At 44.6% G+C, this 20078-nt stretch carries 18 protein-coding genes; 4 read left to right on the forward strand and 14 right to left on the reverse strand.

Translation table 11 applies throughout. The features are described from left to right. Positions 1 to 35 precede the first annotated feature (35 nt). Together BDI_RS10935 and BDI_RS10940 are read right to left on the reverse strand one after the other, a co-directional pair. Complete coding sequence (locus tag BDI_RS10935; RefSeq protein ID WP_005854273.1) at positions 36 to 719, reverse strand: hypothetical protein; 684 nt, start codon at positions 717 to 719, stop codon at positions 36 to 38. A 5-nt stretch (positions 720 to 724) separates the two neighbouring features. Next, entirely contained in the window at positions 725 to 2803 is a 2079-nt protein-coding gene (locus BDI_RS10940) for an RNA degradosome polyphosphate kinase (RefSeq protein WP_005854272.1), read from the reverse strand. 58 nt (positions 2804 to 2861) lie between these two features. On the opposite strand from BDI_RS10940, the gene BDI_RS10945 reads away from it, so the two are divergent. Further along, entirely contained in the window at positions 2862 to 3362 is a 501-nt protein-coding gene (locus BDI_RS10945; RefSeq protein ID WP_005854271.1) for a metallophosphoesterase family protein, read from the forward strand. A 5-nt stretch (positions 3363 to 3367) separates the two neighbouring features. Here the strand turns inward: BDI_RS10945 and BDI_RS10950 are convergent, their stop codons facing one another. From BDI_RS10950 to BDI_RS10960, 3 genes are all read right to left on the reverse strand, one after another. After that, complete coding sequence (locus tag BDI_RS10950) at positions 3368 to 4486, reverse strand: hypothetical protein (protein WP_005854270.1); 1119 nt, start codon at positions 4484 to 4486, stop codon at positions 3368 to 3370. Between the two features lie 63 nt (positions 4487 to 4549). Next, on the reverse strand, positions 4550 to 5395 hold the full coding sequence (gene lipA, locus BDI_RS10955) for a lipoyl synthase (protein ID WP_005854269.1): 846 nt from the start codon (positions 5393 to 5395) through the stop codon (positions 4550 to 4552). A 3-nt stretch (positions 5396 to 5398) separates the two neighbouring features. Beyond that, complete coding sequence (locus BDI_RS10960) at positions 5399 to 7573, reverse strand: S9 family peptidase (protein ID WP_005854268.1); 2175 nt, start codon at positions 7571 to 7573, stop codon at positions 5399 to 5401. An 80-nt stretch (positions 7574 to 7653) separates the two neighbouring features. Here BDI_RS10960 and BDI_RS10965 point away from each other — a divergent pair, with 80 nt between their 5' ends. After that, positions 7654 to 8580, forward strand: a complete 927-nt coding sequence (locus BDI_RS10965; RefSeq protein WP_005854266.1) for a TIGR01212 family radical SAM protein — start codon at positions 7654 to 7656, stop codon at positions 8578 to 8580. Here BDI_RS10965 and BDI_RS10970 read toward each other — a convergent pair. The 3 genes from BDI_RS10970 to BDI_RS10980 form a co-directional block, all read right to left on the reverse strand. Then, positions 8566 to 9060, reverse strand: coding sequence for a DUF4251 domain-containing protein (locus BDI_RS10970; RefSeq protein WP_005854264.1), 495 nt, complete (start codon positions 9058 to 9060; stop codon positions 8566 to 8568). The genes BDI_RS10965 and BDI_RS10970 overlap by 15 nt on opposite strands. 114 nt (positions 9061 to 9174) lie before the next feature. Then, positions 9175 to 10149 (reverse strand): alpha/beta hydrolase family protein, encoded by a 975-nt coding sequence (locus BDI_RS10975; RefSeq protein WP_011966749.1) that lies wholly within the window; start codon positions 10147 to 10149, stop codon positions 9175 to 9177. Between the two features lie 19 nt (positions 10150 to 10168). Further along, the gene (locus BDI_RS10980) at positions 10169 to 10504 is read right to left on the reverse strand and encodes a DUF6565 domain-containing protein (protein WP_005854260.1); all 336 of its coding nucleotides are present in this window, start codon (positions 10502 to 10504) and stop codon (positions 10169 to 10171) included. 122 nt (positions 10505 to 10626) lie between these two features. Here BDI_RS10980 and BDI_RS10985 point away from each other — a divergent pair, with 122 nt between their 5' ends. Together BDI_RS10985 and BDI_RS10990 are read left to right on the forward strand one after the other, a co-directional pair. After that, positions 10627 to 13305 (forward strand): calcium-translocating P-type ATPase, PMCA-type, encoded by a 2679-nt coding sequence (locus tag BDI_RS10985; protein ID WP_005854258.1) that lies wholly within the window; start codon positions 10627 to 10629, stop codon positions 13303 to 13305. A 148-nt stretch (positions 13306 to 13453) separates the two neighbouring features. Next, positions 13454 to 14041 (forward strand): hypothetical protein, encoded by a 588-nt coding sequence (locus BDI_RS10990; RefSeq protein ID WP_009018029.1) that lies wholly within the window; start codon positions 13454 to 13456, stop codon positions 14039 to 14041. A 687-nt stretch (positions 14042 to 14728) separates the two neighbouring features. Here the strand turns inward: BDI_RS10990 and BDI_RS10995 are convergent. The 6 genes from BDI_RS10995 to BDI_RS11020 are packed head-to-tail and all read right to left on the reverse strand — an operon-like array spanning position 14729 to position 20074. Then, on the reverse strand, positions 14729 to 15253 hold the full coding sequence (locus BDI_RS10995) for a UpxY family transcription antiterminator (protein WP_004320758.1): 525 nt from the start codon (positions 15251 to 15253) through the stop codon (positions 14729 to 14731). Positions 15254 to 15272: 19 nt separating this feature from the next. Further along, positions 15273 to 16619 (reverse strand): sugar phosphate nucleotidyltransferase, encoded by a 1347-nt coding sequence (locus BDI_RS11000; RefSeq protein ID WP_011966750.1) that lies wholly within the window; start codon positions 16617 to 16619, stop codon positions 15273 to 15275. Positions 16620 to 16635: 16 nt separating this feature from the next. After that, positions 16636 to 17577, reverse strand: coding sequence for a GDP-L-fucose synthase family protein (locus tag BDI_RS11005; protein WP_011966751.1), 942 nt, complete (start codon positions 17575 to 17577; stop codon positions 16636 to 16638). An 11-nt stretch (positions 17578 to 17588) separates the two neighbouring features. Further along, positions 17589 to 18677 carry a GDP-mannose 4,6-dehydratase gene (gmd, locus tag BDI_RS11010; RefSeq protein ID WP_011966752.1) on the reverse strand — a complete coding sequence of 363 codons (1089 nt, stop codon included), beginning with the start codon at positions 18675 to 18677 and terminating at the stop codon, positions 17589 to 17591. A 7-nt stretch (positions 18678 to 18684) separates the two neighbouring features. Continuing rightward, a complete protein-coding gene (locus BDI_RS11015) occupies positions 18685 to 19473 on the reverse strand; it encodes a glycosyltransferase family 2 protein (RefSeq protein ID WP_011966753.1) in 789 nt (262 codons plus the stop codon). A 43-nt stretch (positions 19474 to 19516) separates the two neighbouring features. Then, entirely contained in the window at positions 19517 to 20074 is a 558-nt protein-coding gene (locus BDI_RS11020) for a putative colanic acid biosynthesis acetyltransferase (RefSeq protein WP_011966754.1), read from the reverse strand. Positions 20075 to 20078 lie beyond the last annotated feature (4 nt).

Below are 20078 nucleotides of genomic sequence, written 5' to 3' on the forward strand. Positions count from 1 at the left end.
CCGGACAATCACGACAAACAAAATAACTTTAAGCTTTATAATAAACGGACATAGGCATCCAAATCCGTCTTTTCATCCAAGCCTAGACGTTTTTTTAAACGGCCTTTCGATTTGGTTAACGCATCCGGAGTATTATTAAACACGGCTAGTTGCTCCTTTCGGGAGAAATTCCATTTGATCAAGCAACATATTTCCTGCTCATGGCGGGTAATACTGTATTTATTTCTCAGATCGGTTAAGAAGTTATTAAACAGAAGATCGGTCATACCAATAATCTCAGCCCATTCCTCTTTACTTGGATTCACATGGAGAGGATCATCTTTAAGGGCACATAAAAGCTTAGGTACATCCACATCTACTTTTCCGGTAGCATTGTCCAATAAGTTATTATCGCCGGAAAGAACAAGGATCTCTCTCTCCAACTGCTCCATCTTCTGGCGATAGGCCGTCAGCTCCGTCTCGATCCGGTCATAAGCCTCCGAGCGGATGACCAGAGAATCCCGTTCCCGCTCCAAGCGTACGACTTGCTCTTGATAGGAGGCTAATTGTTGTTTATAGCGATACATATTCGCTTTATTCTGCCGAATGCGAGAACGGACAGATTCATTTCTCTCCCGGATACGTCCCGTACGTACTCCCAACAAAAAGCTAAATACCACCGCCACGCTCAAGGCTAAGCAACCAGCCCCCCAATCAACAAATCCCCAAAACTCCCCCATCCCGGTTACCGTATGGATTTATTTCTCAAATAATCATAGATAGCCAATTGCGAACGCACTTTTACCGGATTATCATCACACTTAAAATTATTACGTAACTCGCCATCCAAATAACAAGCTTTCACGTTGTCACTTAGCTGGATATTCAAGATATCGATTATCTCCCTCTTCAGATCCGGATCGAGGATCGGGAAAGCCGTCTCGATCCGTCGGTTCAAATTCCGACGCATCCAATCAGCCGAGGTAAGGAAAAGATCCTCCTGACCATCATTCAGAAAATACCAAACCCGTGAATGCTCCAAAAACATATCCACGATACGAGTAACCCGGATGTTAGCGCTATAAGGTTGGTTCGGTACCAGGCAACAAATCCCCCGAACAATCAGATCGATCTCTACCCCCGCCTCACTCGCATGATAGAGTTCCTCGATCATATGTTGGTCATGCAGTCCGTTCATCTTTAATATGATCCGTCCTTTTCGGCCTTCCCGCACATGCTCGATCTCCCGCCGAATCCTACCTGTCAATTCCGAGACCATATTGAAACGGGCCACCAACAAATGGCGGAAAGTAGGTTCTTTCATACGCCCTTCCAAAACAGCGAATACTTTATTGATATCCGTAATAATCTCCGTATTCGAAGTCAATAACGCCATATCCGAATAGATCTTGGCCGTCTTCTCATTGAAATTACCGGTACTCAAATAGGCAAAATCACGCCGTTTAAGTCCCTCGGACGTATCCTTCCGAAGAATGACCGCGACCTTCGCATGTACTTTCAAGCCCGGAATACTATAAATGATACGAATACCGGCCTGCTCCATACGCTCTGCCGTACTCATATTATTCTCCTCGTCGAAACGGGCTTTCAATTCCACGAATACCGTCACTTTCTTACCATTCTGGGCAGCGCTGACCAGCGTATTAATCACGGCCGAATTCTCTGCCACTCGATACTGGGTAATCTTGATCTCATCCACCTTCGGATCAAAGGCCGCCTCCATCAAAAAGCGGATCAAATAATCGAATGACTCATAAGGGAAATGCAATAAGATATCCCGCTTCTTCACGGCCTTGAATACCGACCCCATCTCATCGAGGAAAGGCACACGCATAGGCACCGGTGGCTGCTGCTCCAAATGCTTTCCTGCCGGATTCGGCAATTTCATCAAGTCCTGCAAATTATTATATCGTCCACCTAACACCAAGTCCTCCGACGTAATACCAAAGGCATCGCAAACAAAAGCCAGAAAATCATCCGGCATCGCTTGATCATACATAAAACGGCTCAAGGCTCCGATCTTGCGCTTCTTCACCTTCTTACGGATATTCTCCACGATATTCGCCCGGCTCTCATCATCCAAATAAATATCCGCATCCCGGGAAATCTTGATGCTGTAACAGCCATCAATAATATAACCGGGAAAAACATTCTGTAAATTCGCACGGATAATGTCGTCGATAAACATGATATAATATTTCCCGTCATGCGGAGGCAACTCGATAAAACGGGGAACTTTCGCATAAGGAATCTTCATCAACGCATAATGATACTCGGGTACGAAGCCCGGCTCATTCATCCGCTTGCTCCGCTTAATCATACGGATCACAAGGTAAAGCCGACGATCCCGGATGAACGTACGTATATCACCGGCTTGAATCATGACCGGCGACAGGAATGGGAAAACCTCCTCATTAAAGAAATTATGGACAAACTCTTCATGGAAAGGTTCCGGCTTCTCATTCTGGTATAAGTAAACATTCTGGCGATTCAATTCCGGCAATATCTTTTCCGAGAAAATACGGTAATAGTCCCGTTGCTGGCGGTTAACCTCCCGGGTGATAGCCGCCAAGGTCTCTTCCGCCTCAGCTGCGCTCTCCTCCGAATAATTCTTTTTCATGATTACCCCCCGATGTTCCGCAACCCGGATCTCATAAAATTCTTCCAGATTCGAGGAATAGATAGAAAGGAACTTAATACGCTCATAAATAGGCAGCGTATCATCTTCCGCTTCCAGCAAGACACGGTAGTTAAACGACAACCAGCTTAAGTCCCGTTTAAAATATTGATATGAATTCTCCATAATATTCTTATCTTAGGCGTGTAAATATAGATACTTTCGAGCAATAAAAGAAATTGTTATGATTAAAGTTGGATTGCTTTCAGACACCCATGCGTACTGGGATGATAAGTACGCCGAATATTTTAAAGATTGCGATGAAATCTGGCATGCGGGCGATATAGGCTCCGATCTTTTGGCCGCGAAATTCGAGGCTTTGAAACCTTTCAAAGCCGTATACGGAAATATAGACGGACAAGCCATTCGCCTGCAATATCCTAAAGTAGCTCATTTCAAGGTAGAAGACGTGAACGTTATGATGACTCATATCGGAGGTTATCCGGGCCGCTACAATCCCGAGATCCGCAAAGAATTATACGATACACGGCCAAATCTATTCATCTCCGGACATTCGCATATCCTGAAAGTAGTATTCGATCGAAGCTTGAAGTGTCTGCATATGAATCCGGGAGCGGCTGGAAAAAGTGGCTTTCATCAAGTACGTACCTTATTACGTTTCGTTATTGAGGGAAAGGATATCAAAGATTTGGAAGTTATAGAGCTAGGGAATCGGGCATTATAAGATGATTAGTTACCGCAACAGAAACTCTCGGCGAAAAGAATCGTATTTTGCAAATAAGCGAACTCTTTCTCAAAATATTCGCTAAATACCCCGGAACTCAAGTTCTCCTCGATTTGTTTCGCTGTCCAAAGCTTTCCGCTACGGCGCTTACATTGATTTAATTGCTCTTCCGTACGTAAACAAATAACATAGAGAGATACCAAATGTTTCACCTTCTCGTTCTCAAATGTATAACGGATCAGGAAGCGTGGAGCAATTGATTTATCTTGCGCCAAACTTCCGAGAGTCTCTTTGACCGTGCTATCTATACTATGTCGGAAGAGCACGTAATTATGGAACGGATAATCCATCGTATCCGGAGAGACAAACTCATCCTTACTTCGTCTCACCAGATATAACATACCATTATAAACAACGGCGATACGCACGATCGGATGATAGTATTTCTTCGGTAAAGAGCGGCTGACCGAACGTGCGATACAACCGATCACCTTCCCATTGTCATTCAATACGGGAACCCACATTTCCTTTTTCAAGCTACCTTGCATCAAGGACAAACGTATTTGCTCATAAACAATGACCAAAACACCGATTACCAATCCCAACTCCCGGTATAAGAAACGTTCGGTACGCATATTCTGCATCGTTTCCGGCAAGATGCTATATAACAAGATGATGAAAAGATGCAACGTGTACAGGTTCTGTACCAACTGAGCGAGGAAATAAAATTCGTTCAAGGTAGTACGAAGCAAAGTACGTTTAAAAGAGGGACGTTTCGAATCGCGTATACGTTGTATGACCGTTCTCCTCGTGAACCCCACGATCGCTAACGCCACGACCAGTAATACTTCCGTGATAAGAGGAGAGTATATAAACAACACAGGTTCAAGCTTGAGACAAAGAAATACGGAATATAAGACCAATGTGCCCGCCGATGGCAGAAGCATAAATTGGTACACCTTATCCTTACTCAACACTTGAAACAAAAAAATACAAACAAAACAGAAAGTAACCCCAATTATAAAGGATAATAAATAAGAAAAATAATTGTCCAAAAACATGAACAACAACAACGGCAATAAACCTATCGCCTGATTATCTAGACCTTTCTTTACTCTGTTCATTCCTTCCCCCCCTTTAGTCCACTTTTATATTAATAACAACAAAGATTGTCAAAAGTTCATGAATCATATATGCTTTTCCGCATGGTACGACGAGCGCACCAGCGGAGCGCTCTCTACTTTCTTAAAACCTTTGTTAACGGCCTGTTGTCTATAATATTCAAAGCGTTCAGGAGTCACATATTCAGAGACGGGAATATTCTTGCGAGAGGGCTGTAAATACTGCCCGATTGTCAAAACAGAAACACCCGCCTGCAAAACATCATCCATTAATTCAAGCACCTCATCCTCAGTCTCCCCCAGTCCGACCATGATACCAGTCTTGGCTACCACACCCCGCTCAGCGATTCGTCGCAAAACGGATAAGCTCACGTCATACTTAGCGGCGCTACGCACTTGCGGACTGATACGGCGTACAGTCTCCATATTATGGGAGATAATCTCAGGCGCCGCATCCACGACCTGATCAACCAGATCCAATCGTCCTTGAAAATCCGGGATTAAGACTTCCACGGTCGTTTGAGGATTCACCTCTTTGATCGTACGGATCGTATTTACCCAATGAGAAGCGCCTAAGTCTGGTAAGTCATCACGATCAACGGACGTGATCACCGCATGCTTGAGATTCATTAAACGGATGCTCTCCGCTACATTCGCAGGCTCTTTCGGGTCCAACGGAAGAGGTTTACCCGTTAGCGTATTACAAAAACGACAAGAGCGAGTACAGATCTCACCACCGATCATGAATGTAGCTGTTCCCCGGCTCCAACATTCACCCATATTCGGGCATTTACCACTTGTGCATATTGTGTGAAGGCAATGAGATTCAACAATACTTTTTGTCTTCGTGAATTGCTCATTTCCGCCAAGCCGGATCTTCAACCAATCCGGCTTTCTTAAATGCTGCGCCATGTCTTACAAATTATTGAATAAATAATTAGCCATCTTCGTATACAAATGGTAACGGGTATTACCACCATATATGCTATGATTCCGATCTTTATAAACATGCATATCGAACTGCTTATTGGCTTGAACCAAAGCCTCGGCATATTCCATTGTTTGCATAAAATGAACATTATCATCGGCGGTTCCATGAACCAGCAATAACTTGCCTTGTAAGTCTTTCACCCGGCGTAACGGAGAGGTAGCCGCATAGCCCTCGAAATTCTCTTGCGGGGTACGCATGAAACGCTCCGTATAAACGGAGTCATAATATTTCCAGTCCGTCGGAGGAGCTACAGCGATACCCACCTTAAACGTTCCGTTTCCGGTACTCAAGGCCATCAACGTGTTATAACCTCCGAAACTCCAACCCCAGATCGCGATACGATCCTTATCGATATAAGGTAACTTGCCTAACGCTTGCGCAGCCTCCACTTGGTCTCTGGATTCCAGCTCGCCCATTCTCAAATAAGTACATTTACGGAATGCCTCACCACGGGCACCGGTTCCACGACCATCCACACATACCACGATAATACCATTTGAGGCCAGATATTGCTCCCAATCGAAACCGTATTGATCCAATACTTGCTGGGAGTTAGGGCCACTATATTGCGTCATCATCACCGGATATTTCTTCGACGGGTCAAAATCAGCGGGTTTTACGATCCAAGCGTTGAACTCATAGTCCGAGGCCGTATGTACCTTCATGAACTCCTTCTTGGCAAAAGCATATTCCTTCAGTTTACTCTTCAACGCAGCGTTATCTTGCAGGACACGTAGTTCCTTTTTGGTCTTCGTCTCATTCACTGTAATCTTCGCCGGGGTATTCGCGTTGGAATAGGTATTCACGAAATAAGCGAAATTGTCACTAAAGACCGCCTTGTTCATACCCTCTTCCGTGGAGAGTTTTGTCTTCACGCCTTTCGCGTCGATCTTATAGATAGAGCGGCGGATCGGGCTTTCCTCGGCAGACTCGTAATAGAAAGTCTTCGTATTCTCATCCACGCCCAAGAACTTCGTGACATCCCAGTTCCCTTGAGTTACCTGACGTTGCATAACACCTGTCGGGGAATACAAATAAATATGGGAATAGCCATCTTGTTCGCTCACATAGGTAAACCCATTGTTCAAGAACTGGATGGAAGTCAACCAATCAGAATCCACGTAGCATTTATTTTCCTCACGCAAGATCAAACGGAACACACCGCTCTTCGGATTTGCATAATACATATTGAATACATTCTGCTGGCGGTTCAATGTCATGATAGCCAACTGATCCGGATTCTGCGTGAAAGTAATGCGGGGAATATAGAAGTCGCCTTCTACCGGGACCTTCATCTCTTTCGTGTCTTTGGTGACTACGCTATAAGAATGTACGGAGACCTTTGAATTCTTCTGCCCGGCCTTCGGATATTTATATTCGTAATACCCCGGATAAAGTCCCTCACCATACATCTGCATAGAATATTCGGGCACCTCGGACTCGTCAAAACGGACAAAGGCCAGATACTCGCTATCGGGAGACCACGCCATTAGATTTGTCACCGCGAATTCTTCCTCATACACCCAATCCGTGATACCATTCAATATCTTATTCAACTCACCGTCCTTGGTAACTTGTACCTCGGTATCAAAATCAAACTTACGTATCCAAATATTATTATCCCGTACATAAGCGCACATACGACCATCCGGCGAGAATGTCGGGATCATTTGCTTACCCTTGGCATCGGAAATAGGCTTCACATAATTACGACGTACGTCATAATCATAAACCACAGCCTTGGTAGAGCGACGATAAATAGACTCCGTATCCCTCCAAACCAAGATATGATGCCCGGTGCTGCTGATTGTATATCCATCAAAATCCGTAAAGGTACATTCACGAGCTTTACGGGCATTAAACAATGTATCCACAGGATTTCCCGTACGATAGGAATATTTAATGATCATACTCTTATCGGCGTTCATGGCTGTGTAGTGTTCTCCATCCGGCAGGGATCGCATCTCTCCGATAGCCGTCACTTGACGAAATTTCCCATCGGTTATTTCTTTTAAGTCAACATGCTTGCTTCCGGTTTGTGCGGCCACACTTCCGAATACGGCCAACGAAAGCAATAAACTAAAACCTAATCGTTTCATTTATACTCTTTATTTCAGATTGAAACGCGAAGTTAGCATAAAAAAGTGATTCAAATTGCGAGAAATCGTATCTTTGTCTTATGAAAAAAACTAAACGATATTATGAATTTGGGGATTTTCTACGGGATCTATTCAAATTCAAGGTTCAGAAGATTTCCATAAACGCAGGCTTCACCTGCCCGAACCGAGACGGGTCTAAAGGATGGGGCGGTTGCACCTATTGTAATAACCAAACATTCAGTCCAGAATACTGTCATACGGAGAAAAGCGTTACCGAGCAATTAGAGGAAGGCGTACGTTTTTTTTCCCGCAAATATCCGGATATGCGGTATCTGGCCTACTTCCAAGCCTACACGAATACATACGACCGATTAGACTCTCTTATTCTCAAATATGAGGAAGCGCTTGCCTATCCCGGAGTAGAAGGATTGATTGTCGGCACTCGTCCGGACTGTATGCCGGAAGGTTTATTGGATTATTTTGCGGAGCTTTCCCAGCGAAAATTCGTCATGATTGAATATGGATTGGAAAGTACGCTTGATAAGACCTTAGTCCGCATAAACAGAGGGCATACCCATGAAGAATCGGAATCCGCTATCCGTCGTACGGCGGCAAAAGGTATTTACACCGGGGCACACCTGATACTCGGACTACCGGGAGAAAGTAGGGATGAAACATTACACCATGCGGATGTCTTATCACGCCTCCCGATCACGACACTTAAACTGCACCAATTGCAGCTAATCAAGAATACCCGCATGGCGAAAGAGTTCAAGGAAGATCCTTCTGATTTCCATTTATATACGGCTGATGAATATATCGAATTAGTGATTGACTTCATAGAACGACTGAACCCCTCTATCGTAGTAGAGAGGTTCGTATCACAATCCCCCAAAGAGCTACTGATCGCACCGGATTGGGGTTTAAAGAATTTCGAATTTACCGCTAAGGTAAATAAGCGGATCGAGGAAAGAGATACACGGCAAGGACGACTATTTCAAGTCTAAGGCGACATCACCATAAAAGGTAATAGCCTGTTTATTCACGGGTGTCACATTGATTGTCACCGAGCCATTCGGATAGACTTCCACCCGAAACATGTATACATCCTCTTTGGTCTTTACACGGAACTTGATTTCGGAACTACCTTTCTTTTCAGAGGTTTGCTCCTTCTCTGTCGCCACTTCTTTAAACGTCAAGCCCTCTCCACCACCATAAGGAGCAGAGTAAGCACGTCCAAAGTAAGGAAGATAAGACAGGATCGAGTCACCATGTATTTCCAATGAGTAGGGGGAAGTAAGATTGACGGATCTCCCGGCCATCGGTACGGCACGATCCACATCGATCTTAATACGACCGCTATCCACGATCTCCCTCACTACTCTCTCTTTTTGCTCCTTCCGCTCTTGCTTACTTTGAGCAAAAAGGGATTGCCCTGCACAAAAAAGGACAATCCCTAAAAATCCAACTAACCTTGTTAATCTCATAACCTTAATAAACTAAACACACTATTAATCACTCTATATAGTAAAGACAATCCTTCGGGTGAATAGTTTAATCTAAAAAGGTCAAATTAAGGCTGTTTATATTTCATTATCATATTAACGCAAATTATCCAAGATATAATCCTGTACGGTAAAATCTTTCCGTACGATCGTATCACCGGGAACACGTTCGTCTGTCGTGATCGCTAAATTCTCATCGCCTAAGACTTGACGGCTCAAGAAGCTCATGATATCGTATTGGTTCCGGGACATAGGGAGCCCAGAGATCTCATGCCCCGCATTCTCTACCTTATAAAAATAATAGGAAGCTTGAAGATTTTCCAGACTTTTCGCTACAGCGGATGATCCCCATAAACCGCCGAGGTTCTCCATAGCGGCTTGTTCAAAAGGAACGGTTTTATCCGCATCGCCATGGAATAGCATAATCGGACAAGGCATCTTTTCCCAATGTGGAGGAAGCACACCAGAGACCGCACCGGCATATGAGATCACACCGGCATAGTTGAAACCTGCCGGTAGCCTTTTCGCCAACTCATGTCCGTTACATAAATCATACTCTGCCTGCAATACCGTAATCGCCCCGGCACTCGAACCGCTCGCTACGATCTGCTCCACATCGATGTTCCAATCCGAGCTTTGGTTGATCACAAAACCGGTAGCATCATAAAAATCCTCTACCGCCGTATCGATCGCATGCTGCAAGGCCGCGATAAAGTCCATCGGAGAAGAGACTTTAGAAGGATCCAGATTCTTCAAGGTGGTACGATAATCCGTAGAAACGACCACAAATCCGTTTCGGGCGAGGAACTCGAAATAGGGAATATATCCTTTATCCGCCTTATCTCCCCCTTTAAACCCACCGCCAAAAGCAAAAATCATCACAGGCTTTTTTGAGGCGGGCGATATAGAAGGCAACTCATACTTGTCCAAGGACAATGTGTCTGTCCCTTTTATAGAGAATACGAAATTCTCTTTCTGAACTTCCACATTCGCCACAGGTTTAGGCTGCGTACAAGCGAACGAGCAGACGATCCATAAAGCAAATAGCGAATACACCCAATTTCTGTTCATCTTATTTTCGTATTAGAGGTTATTTTGTTCCTTCCTTCAAACCATCCAAGAACTTATCCACTTTCTTGGCAGCGTCTTTCACGCCCGCTTTCATTTTCAATCCGGCGTATGTCGCTTGCAATTTAATGATCTCCGCTTTCTCATCAGCGTTTAACTCTTCCTCGAACTTGGCGTAAAGATTCGTGGATAGATCCGAGAATTTCAGATCCGCCTTCTTCCAGTCCTTATCGGTATAATCAGCGGCCTCCATTTCCACCTTATCTACAAAATCACTAAACTCCTTCACATATGAATCCTTTGATTGGCAGGCGCTCAAAGCGAACATAACCAATAACATGAATAGTACTTTCTTCATCTTTTAATTAAAAATTAATTTGTTATACAACACAAATATATGCAAAAAGGTTAAACCCTTGTATATGTCGTATAACTTTACGTAATTTGCTATCCTATTTTCTTAATCAGATTAATAAATTTATGGAGAAAAAACATCAGTACCGAGGATTAACCAAACAAGAAGTAGAAGAGAGCAGGCGCCTTCACGGCGAGAATGTACTTACCCCGCCCCAGAAAGCTTCGTTATGGAGCCAATTCTTGGAGAAATTCGAAGATCCTATTATTCGTATATTATTAGTGGCATGGCTCTTGTCCATGATAATCGCTGGCGTACATTGCTGGGGACCTGAGGCGAAAGGTTTTACGGCCTTCTTGGAGCCGATCGGCATTTTCTTCGCTATCATGCTTGCCAGTTGCGTGGGCTTTTTCTTCGAGGTGAAAGCGAACAAGGCATTCGATATCTTGAATACAGTCAATGATGATATTTTAGTGAAGGTAATCCGTGACGGGAATATCTGCCAAATACCGAAAAAAGAGGTCGTCGTAGGCGATATCGTTGTTTTGGAGACAGGTGAGGAAATTCCCGCAGATGGACATTTGCTTGAAGCCATTTCCCTACAGATCAACGAATCCACACTAACCGGTGAACCGATTATTAGCAAGACAACAAACGAGGCGGATTTCGATACGGAAGCGACTTATCCGTCCAATGTAGTCATGCGAGGAACGACGGTCGTGGACGGACATGGCGTCATGCAAGTGGAAAAAGTGGGTGATGCTACCGGATACGGTAAGGTCTACGAAGGCTCGCAAATCGAGAGCGATGTAGAGACTCCCTTACAGATCCAATTGAAAGGTTTGGCCGGAGTGATCAGCAAAGCCGGATATACGATCGCCGGAGTGACGTTCATCGCCTTGACCGTAAAATTCCTTTTATCGGATAGCTTCCCCGGGATGCCGGCGATGGACATCATCGCCCATATCCTCAACTACTTTATGGTAGCGGTTACGTTGATCGTGGTATCCGTTCCGGAAGGATTACCGATGAGTGTCACGCTAAGTTTGGCCCTAAGCATGAACCGTATGTTGAAGACGAATAATCTTGTCCGCAAAATGCATGCCTGCGAGACCATGGGAGCAACTACCGTAATTTGTACGGACAAAACCGGAACGTTGACACAGAATCAAATGCAAGTCTACCAAACGAATTTCTACAACCTGAAAGAACAAAAGCTTGGGGAGGATGAGTTAAGTAACCTGATCAAAGAAGGTATCTCCACGAACTCCACGGCATTCCTCGATTTCTCGGAAGAAAAGGTAAAAACCCTTGGAAACCCGACGGAGGCCGCCCTTTTACTCTGGTTGAACGGACAACACCAAAATTATCTGGAATTAAGAGAGAACGCTACGATTCTAGATCAATTGACCTTCTCTACGGAACGGAAATATATGGCTACAATCGTACAATCACCGTTACTCGGCAAGAAGGTACTTTACGTGAAAGGTGCTCCCGAAATCGTACTGGCCAAAAGTAACCGGGTGGCGATAGACGGAACTTGCAAACCGGTGGCGGAATGTAAAGCCGGCATCGAAAAACAATTATTGGATTACCAGAACCAAGCGATGCGTACGCTTGGCTTCGCTTACCAAATTATCGAGGATGGAAAGGATGAGACTTTCTTCGTAGAGGGTCGTTTGCATGATACAGATTTAACGTATTTAGGTATTGTAGCGATCTCCGATCCGGTACGTGCGGACGTGCCGCCCGCTGTTCAAAGTTGCTTGAACGCAGGTATCAACGTGAAGATCGTTACGGGAGATACACCGGGTACGGCCAAAGAAATCGGACGGCAGATCGGTACGTGGAAAACGGATGATAGCGACAGGAACATTATAACAGGTCCCGCATTCGAGGCGCTTAGCGACCAAGAGGCCTTGGAGCGTGTCTTAGACTTGAAGATCATGTGTCGTGCCCGTCCTACGGACAAACAGCGTTTGGTACAATTATTACAGCAAAAAGGCGCTGTGGTAGCGGTTACCGGCGACGGGACAAACGATGCCCCAGCCTTGAAAGCTGCTCAAGTCGGCCTCTCCATGGGAGACGGTACTTCCGTCGCCAAGGAAGCCAGCGACATCACGATTATCGATAACTCGTTCAGTAGCATTACCCGTGCGGTGATGTGGGGACGTTCCTTGTACCGGAATATCCAGAAATTCCTGTTATTCCAATTGACCATCAATGTTGCCGCTTGTCTGATCGTATTATTAGGTTCCTTATTAGGTACGGAATCACCTTTGACCATCACGCAGATGTTATGGGTAAACTTGATCATGGATACATTCGCAGCCGGAGCATTGGCCTCTCTCCCACCGAATGAACGAGTGATGAAAGATAAACCTCGCCGGAGCGGTAAGGATGGAGATTTCATTATCACTCGCCCGATGGCTTACAATATTTTCGGTGTCGGATTCGCATTTGTCGTAATCTTGATGGGCTTGTTGTTCTATTTCCATGCGCAAGACGGCTTAACGCCACACGACTTATCATGGTTCTTCAGCTTCTTCGTGATGCTACAGTTCTGGAATATGTTTAACGCGAAGGCTTTTATGGAAGGACGTTCCGCTTTCGCCAATTTAAAGGATAGTAAAAGTTTCTTGCTAGTTGCATTACTGATTTTGATCGGTCAATACCTGATCGTCACTTTTGGAGGCGAGATGTTTAGCGTAATACCTTTGTCCTTGAGAGATTGGGCGATTATTATCGGATCTTCCTCTCTAGTTTTATGGATCGGTGAGTTATTCAGGTTATCCAAAAGATAAATATATATTGTACAACTTGTAGAGACGGGACACGCTCCGTCTCTACAACTGAAAATAGTACACCTATATAATATATCAACCTAGCTATAAATAGCTATTTCCTTATTCCATTTCTTTTTTTAACTTCGCATCCCAAATTATTTAAATCATGGAACATCTATTAGAATTAGCGAAAAGAAACCAAGAAAGAGCTTGGGAAGTGATCCGGCAAACCGACATTATAAATATCTGGAAATCTGTCGGGGCGGAAATAAACTTAGTAGGCTCCTTAAATATGGGACTACTCATGAAACATAAGGATATCGACTTCCATATTTACACCTCTCCCTTCCGTATATCCGACAGCTTCCAAGCGATGGCCCGGCTAGCGGAGAACCCGCTCATTAAACGAATCGAATACGGAAACTCGCTCGATACGGAAGAACGATGTGTAGAATGGCACGCATGGTTCCAAGATCCGAATAACGAACTCTGGCAAATTGATATGATCCATATCGTAAAAGGTTCCCGTTATGACGGTTATTTCGAGAAAATGGCCGAACGTATAACCGCCGTACTGACTGACGAGACTCGACAGGCCATCTTAAAACTGAAATATGAGACACCGGATACAGCGAAAATCATGGGCGTGGAATATTACCTAGCAGTCATTCAAGACGGCGTGCGTACGTATGCAGAATTAGAGGACTGGAAAAAACAACATCCAGTCACAGGCGTTATCGAATGGATTCCATAAGAACATTATTGACCAAACCGTGAAGAATCGATCTCTTTCTTATTCTTCCGGTTCATCTTGCCCAATGTATACTTTAAATTCTTATCTTATTGACAGATTGATTTGAAAGACAAACGCTTATAGAAGTTTTAAAAAGTTTCGGGTAACGATTTGGAGATTGTGCTAATTTCAATATTTTACAGCCTCATACTCATGAGTATAACTCTTCTTTGAACAAAGGTAAGAATATTTTTTGGATTAAAGAAAAATCCCGAAGGGAAAAATAAAAAATATTTGGGAGAAAGGATTGGAAAAATTCAAGAGAGGGAGGTTGAGGGATTAAGTGAGGGAAATCGCATAATCGATTTGTAGTTACCGAAAAAGGCGTATTCGAAATCCCTGTATATTGCTTCTACCGGCGATTACACGACCGGAAATTATATAAAAAATGACCCCAATCAAGAAGTATTTTATGTTTCTCGGTTGGGGTATAAAGGTTATTTGAATTGTAGCCATACTTCATATATTCAAGCTGCCTTCCTTTAAAGGAATATGCAGTGACGATTTCATTTCCATGTCTGCGAAACTTGGTAACAACATCTTTTAAAGGTGTCTGGAATTGCTGGCAGTTATGTACATATCCGAATTCTGATTTTATGCGTGTTTACTCATAAAATTAGACTCTATATCTGCTTGCACAGGTTATCACTATACTATTTCCTGTAAATAACATTTGGGAATATAATTGGTGGCGACCAATATCAGCAAGCCTTCAAAAGGAATAACCAGCCGCTTGTTCTTTTTGATACGTCTGTAATATCCCACTACTCCGGCATATTCCCCACCTGTCACCCGGTATTTTTCGGCGTTCTTCACGAGATTGTCATCATACGGTATCTGTTCGAAACCGTCCTCCATGGAAGAAGTGAGCATGATGAACATGTCCATCTCTTCATCCGGAATGGAAGCTGGAATCTGGGTACCGGGACGATGATACACCATGGCTTTCTCATCGAGAATCGAATTCAAGGAAGAGATATAGTCATCATCGCAACGCAGGAACATCAACATGGCGACAAGCGGAACCCGCCTGATCACGACTTCCCCATCCGGTTGCGGATAGCTTCTGGTTTTCATCGGGATATAACTCTCAATCCCGTCACGTGACAATGTGGCCTTGATTTCCGAAAAACGGTTATAGAAAACCTTCAGGGCATACCATTTTTTCATCATGACCTATTGATTCCTTTTTTTATGATTTCCAGTTCCAATCGAACCTTTCGACATCCTCCTCCACGAGCAGATCTCCTGACTGTACCTCAATAAAGAGCAGATCGGTCATGGCCTTGACGGCATGTCTCATGCCCTTCCTGATACAGACGGTGTCTCCACGGCCGATTCTAGTCATTTTCCCATCAAGAGCCAGCATACCCTCGCCATCAATGAATGTCCAGACTTCATCGCGATAGCGGTGAGCCTGATAGCTTATGCTCTTACCGGCTTTTATCTTTAACTGCCTGGTAAGGGTCTCATATCCGTCAGGAAAACTCACCGTATCGATAACCTTATATTCTCCCCAGCGACGCTCCTCGTACATCGGGCGGCATTGCAAGCGGTCCGCATATGTCTTGATGTGCTCGCTCCTGCCTTTCTCTGAAACCAGGATGCCATCGCATGAAGCGGCTATTACCATGTCTTTGGCACCGATGCACATGACAGGTATTTCCAATTCGTTGATCACATGGGTGTTTTCAGATTTCTCGTCCATCACCACGTTACCGATGCAACGCTCTTTCAGTTCATCGGTAAGCACGTTCCATGTGCCGAGATCTTTCCATTCCCCGTCGTATGGAACGACAGCCAGAGACTTCGCTTTCTCCACCACCTCGTAGTCAAAGCTGATCTTTGGCAGTTCCTCATATCGGAGGCGTACCTCCTCAAAAGTATCGTATGCGAGATAGCTCTTTACGATGTCAATCATATATCCGAGACAGAAAGCGAACACGCCGCCGTTCCAAAATGCGCCATCTGCGATAAATCTTTCAGCAGTGGCGACATCCGGCTTTTCCATAAAACGCTCCACTTCATATATTCCGTCTGTTTTGCGATGCTTTTGAGGTATCACATAACCGTATTTGGCGGACGGATAGGTGGGCTTTATGCCCATCAGTACAAGATCAGCCACATTATTCTGCACTGCTTCCGCCATTTCCGCTATAGTTTGAAAATAACGCTCTTCCGTATACGGGTCGCATGGCATAACAATGACTGTTTCATTCTTGTCGCATTTCGCTGTTTTCTCCAAATAGGCGGAAGCGAGACAGATTGCGGGGAAGGTATCCCTACGGCTAGGTTCGGTGACGACAGTCACATCCTCACCGAGCTGATTGGTGATGGCATCCTTTTGGAATACACTTGTAGCGATTGTAACCGGGCAGGAAAGTCCCGATTCCTTGATCTGTCGTATGACACGCTGTACCATAGATTCCCTGCCTCCGTCCGGGGAAGGAAGCAGTCTGAGAAATTGTTTGGAGCGGGATTCGTTTGAAAGCGGCCACAGCCTTTTACCTGAACCGCCGGATAAGAGTATGATTTGCATGATTATGTTGTGAAAGTTATCTTTCCGCCCTCATCGGGTTGTTTAAGAAATCCTCGTAGGAAAGACGGATGCCTTCCTCCAGTTCCGTCTTGTATGTCCATCCGAGCGAAGTCGCTTTCGAAACGTCAAGCAGCTTGCGGGGGGTACCGTTCGGCCGTGAGGTGTCCCAGCGTATCTCGCCGGTGTAGCCGATTATCTTTGCCACTAATTCTGTCAGTGCCTTTATGGTCAGTTCCTTTCCTGTTCCGGCGTTTACTGTCTCGTACCCCGAATAGTTGTTCATCAAGAATACGCAGAGATTGGCCAAATCATCCACATAGAGAAACTCTCGCAACGGGCTACCGTCACCCCAGCAGGTCACCTCTTTCAAGCCCGCTTCCTTCGCCTCATGAAAGCGGCGGATAAGCGCCGGTAACACGTGGCTGTGCTCGGGGTGGTAGTTGTCATTCGGCCCATAGAGATTGGTGGGCATCACGCTGATATAGTCCGTGCCGTACTGGCGGTTGAGAAACTCGCAGTATTTCAATCCAGAGATTTTTGCCAATGCGTATGCCTCGTTGGTCTTTTCCAGTTCGGAGGTTAGCAGGCAGCTTTCAGGCATCGGCTGGGGTGCCATACGCGGGTATATGCACGATGAACCGAGAAACTCCAGCTTCCTGCAACCATTGCGCCATGCCGAGTGGATGACATTCATCTCCAGTATCATGTTCTCGTACATGAAGTCCGCCAATGCCGATTGGTTGGCGATGATACCGCCCACCTTTGCTGCGGCGAGGAATACATATTCGGGCTTTTCTTCGGCGAAGAAGCGTTCCACGGCTTCCTGGCGAGTCAAGTCCAATTCTTTGTGCGTGCGTGTGATGATATTCGTATATCCCTGGCGTTGCAGTTCCCGTACAATGGCAGAGCCTACCATTCCACGGTGTCCTGCTACATAGATTTTTGCGTTCTTCTCCATTGTTTTCTCGATTATTTTACGATTCCTTTTTCGAGATATTCGGCAAGGTTGGTTCTTACCTGTTGCGATGCACGCTCCACGGCCACTTTTGCCAGATCGGCATCCACCATGATTTTTACAAGTTGCTCAAACGATGTCTTCTGCGGATTCCAACCCAGTTCACGTTTCGCTTTCGACGGGTCTCCCAAAAGATTTACCACATCGGTTGGGCGGTAGAAGTCGGGAGAAACCTCGACAAGTACTTTACCGCTCTTGCAGTCGATGCCTTTTTCGTTTTCACCTTCACCCTCAAAACACAGTTCGATTCCGGCATAACGGAAAGCCAATTGGCAGAACTCACGTACCGAATGCTGCTCGCCGGTGGCAATGACAAAATCTTCCGGCTTGTCGTTTTGGAGGATCAGCCACATGCATTCCACGTAATCCTTGGCATAGCCCCAGTCACGGAGCGATGACAAATTACCTAAATATAATTTATCCTGTTTGCCTTGGGCAATACGTGCAGCGGCGAGGGTTATCTTACGGGTAACGAACGTTTCTCCGCGGCGTTCCGACTCGTGGTTGAACAGAATACCTGAACAGCAGAACATGTTGTACGCTTCGCGGTATTCTTTGGTAATCCAGAACCCATACTGTTTTGCTACGGCATAGGGAGAGTAGGGATGAAAAGGAGTATTCTCATTCTGGGGTACTTCTTCCACCTTGCCGTATAGTTCTGACGTGGAAGCCTGATAGATACGGCAGGTTTCAGTCAGATCGCACTGTCGTACAGCTTCCAAAATGCGTAGTACGCCAGTGGCATCGACATCAGCGGTAAACTCCGGAGAGTCAAACGACACCTGTACATGACTCTGTGCGGCGAGGTTGTATATTTCGTTTGGCTTTACTTTTTTCACCACCTGTAAGATGCTCATCGAGTCGCCCAGGTCGGCATAGTGGAGATGGAAGTTAGGATGCCCTTCCAAATGTGCGATACGCTCACGGAAGTCTACCGATGAACGACGTATAGTACCATGCACGTCATATCCTTTTTCTAAAAGCAATTCAGCAAGATATGAGCCGTCCTGTCCGGTGATACCGGTAATTAAAGCTGTCTTCATATAAATATCAAATTTGCGATGTATTATTTCGTGAAACTTTAGTTTCGAAGATCTCATATATTTTGTAAATGTATCTCAACGATTCCAGCAAAACATTACTGTAAACTCCACTATCCTTGAATGCCCGTTGGTGATCTCGTAAAATTTGTTTATGACTGGATAATCCGCTGGTCGATGCTCCCCCTGTACGCATTGTTACAAAATCCATTGGGATGTATCGGAGCCGTATTTTATGGACGAATATGAATCGCAACAGACATTCAAAATCAGCAGCAATTTTATATGACAAATTGAAGCCTCCGTATCTCTCATATATTTCTTTGCGGCAATAAAAACTCGGATGGGCGGGCATAAAGCCGAGACGCATCCAACGGCGATGAAAAAGTTTCGAGGAGTAATAACGGGTACATTTTTGCAAGTCATTGTCTTGTACATAATGTATATCGCCATAAACAGCATCTATGTTACCGTCTTCAAATGCGGATGCCACTGTTGAAAGCACAATATCGCTGGTATAAAAATCATCGCTATTAAGTATTCCTATGATATCGCCTGTCGCCATTGCGATACCTTTATTCATGGCATCGTATATTCCTTTGTCTTTCCCGCTAATGTAACGTAATTTGCCTTGATATTCAGATTCTAATTCATGTACAATTTCCATTGTGCCATCAGTTGAACCGCCATCCACGATGATATGCTCTATATTCGGATAAGATTGTGATAATACACTTCGCATTGTGTAACGCAAAGTCGCACCGCTATTCCATGTAGCAGTGATTATTGATATTTTCATCAGATTAAATTGAATTAATTTTTGGTGAAGGTGAAGAGTTTGTTTACGATTCAATCATTACCCGTTCTGCGACTTTGACCGCAGGATTCCCGCGATATATCGAATATGACATTAAGTCTTTAGAGGCTATGGAACCGACAGCAAGAACACTATGTGAATGCATTGTTACTCCGGGACAAACAGTGGACTGGGCACCGACCCATGCACCATCTTCAATAACAATAGATTTTACTATAAGATCGAAAGTTTGTCTTTTATAATTATGGTTACCACACAACAACATAGCCCCTTGGCTTATGCAGACATTGGAACCGATGGTTACTCGAACTAAATTGTCTATCCATACATTTTCTCCAATCCAAGAGTAATCACCGATTGATAAATTCCATGGATATTTAATATTGACCCCGGGCTTTATTACAACTCCCTTACCTATATCTGCTCCAAAAATCCGTAGTAGTCTTACCTTTAGCCCCGATGATGGGTTCCAACTACAATTTAAAAATAAAGCATTGATAAAATACCAAGTGACAGCTTTCAATCGTCTGGCACCAATATGGAACCATGAATTATCATACTTGGAAAGATCTGTTTGTACCATTCTT

This window comes from Parabacteroides distasonis ATCC 8503 (genome assembly GCF_000012845.1).
Classification (GTDB): Bacteria; Bacteroidota; Bacteroidia; order Bacteroidales; family Tannerellaceae; genus Parabacteroides; species Parabacteroides distasonis.

Excerpts from the sequence above, each read along its gene's own strand:
- lipA (WP_005854269.1), bottom strand. The coding sequence starts at position 5,395 with ATGGCGCAGCATTTAAGAAAGCCGGATTGGTTGAAGATCCGGCTTGGC.
- BDI_RS10935 (WP_005854273.1), bottom strand. The coding sequence starts at position 719 with ATGGGGGAGTTTTGGGGATTTGTTGATTGGGGGGCTGGTTGCTTAGCC.
- BDI_RS10945 (WP_005854271.1), top strand. The coding sequence starts at position 2,862 with ATGATTAAAGTTGGATTGCTTTCAGACACCCATGCGTACTGGGATGAT.
- BDI_RS10980 (WP_005854260.1), bottom strand. The coding sequence starts at position 10,504 with ATGAAGAAAGTACTATTCATGTTATTGGTTATGTTCGCTTTGAGCGCC.
- BDI_RS10985 (WP_005854258.1), top strand. The coding sequence starts at position 10,627 with ATGGAGAAAAAACATCAGTACCGAGGATTAACCAAACAAGAAGTAGAA.
- BDI_RS10950 (WP_005854270.1), bottom strand. The coding sequence starts at position 4,486 with ATGAACAGAGTAAAGAAAGGTCTAGATAATCAGGCGATAGGTTTATTG.
- gmd (WP_011966752.1), bottom strand. The coding sequence starts at position 18,677 with ATGAAGACAGCTTTAATTACCGGTATCACCGGACAGGACGGCTCATAT.
- BDI_RS10975 (WP_011966749.1), bottom strand. The coding sequence starts at position 10,149 with ATGAACAGAAATTGGGTGTATTCGCTATTTGCTTTATGGATCGTCTGC.
- BDI_RS11005 (WP_011966751.1), bottom strand. The coding sequence starts at position 17,577 with ATGGAGAAGAACGCAAAAATCTATGTAGCAGGACACCGTGGAATGGTA.
- BDI_RS11020 (WP_011966754.1), bottom strand. The coding sequence starts at position 20,074 with ATGGTACAAACAGATCTTTCCAAGTATGATAATTCATGGTTCCATATT.
- BDI_RS10990 (WP_009018029.1), top strand. The coding sequence starts at position 13,454 with ATGGAACATCTATTAGAATTAGCGAAAAGAAACCAAGAAAGAGCTTGG.
- BDI_RS10940 (WP_005854272.1), bottom strand. The coding sequence starts at position 2,803 with ATGGAGAATTCATATCAATATTTTAAACGGGACTTAAGCTGGTTGTCG.
- BDI_RS10970 (WP_005854264.1), bottom strand. The coding sequence starts at position 9,060 with ATGAGATTAACAAGGTTAGTTGGATTTTTAGGGATTGTCCTTTTTTGT.
- BDI_RS10995 (WP_004320758.1), bottom strand. The coding sequence starts at position 15,253 with ATGATGAAAAAATGGTATGCCCTGAAGGTTTTCTATAACCGTTTTTCG.
- BDI_RS11015 (WP_011966753.1), bottom strand. The coding sequence starts at position 19,473 with ATGAAAATATCAATAATCACTGCTACATGGAATAGCGGTGCGACTTTG.
- BDI_RS10965 (WP_005854266.1), top strand. The coding sequence starts at position 7,654 with ATGAAAAAAACTAAACGATATTATGAATTTGGGGATTTTCTACGGGAT.
- BDI_RS10960 (WP_005854268.1), bottom strand. The coding sequence starts at position 7,573 with ATGAAACGATTAGGTTTTAGTTTATTGCTTTCGTTGGCCGTATTCGGA.
- BDI_RS11000 (WP_011966750.1), bottom strand. The coding sequence starts at position 16,619 with ATGCAAATCATACTCTTATCCGGCGGTTCAGGTAAAAGGCTGTGGCCG.